This is a genomic window from Nocardioides cremeus (assembly GCF_030518195.1).
GTDB classification, from domain to species: domain Bacteria; phylum Actinomycetota; class Actinomycetes; order Propionibacteriales; family Nocardioidaceae; genus Nocardioides; species Nocardioides cremeus.
Genome location: NZ_JAULSC010000176.1, coordinates 1 through 290, shown reverse-complemented (window position 1 = coordinate 290; position 290 = coordinate 1). Strand labels below are relative to the sequence as shown.

The following is a 290-nucleotide window of genomic DNA, read 5'->3' as shown; positions in this document are numbered from 1 at the left end:
GAGGCGCTGCTGGCCGCACTCGTCGTGGCGAACTCCCAGTCCGCGCGACCCATCGTCGAAACGCTGCTGGCCCGCGGCCAGGTGGCCGGGCTGCGCGGACTGATCGAACATTTCAACATTCTTGATGACGCCCTCCGGGCGCAGCTTCTGAGCCACAGCGACGTTCTTTTCAGAAGCTTGCGGGAAACGCTGCAGTCGCGGGATGAACGCATTCGCCTGAATGTCATCGAAATCATTCGACGCGGTTCGTTGAACCGTGCGGCGTACCTGCTGAGCAGCGGCCTGCACGA

At 62.8% G+C, this 290-nt stretch carries 1 protein-coding gene; it reads left to right on the top strand.

The window, feature by feature from the left end; translation table 11 throughout:
- The coding region (locus tag QWJ41_RS20970; RefSeq protein WP_302710418.1) for a hypothetical protein at positions 1–290 on the top strand (290 nt) is incomplete at both ends.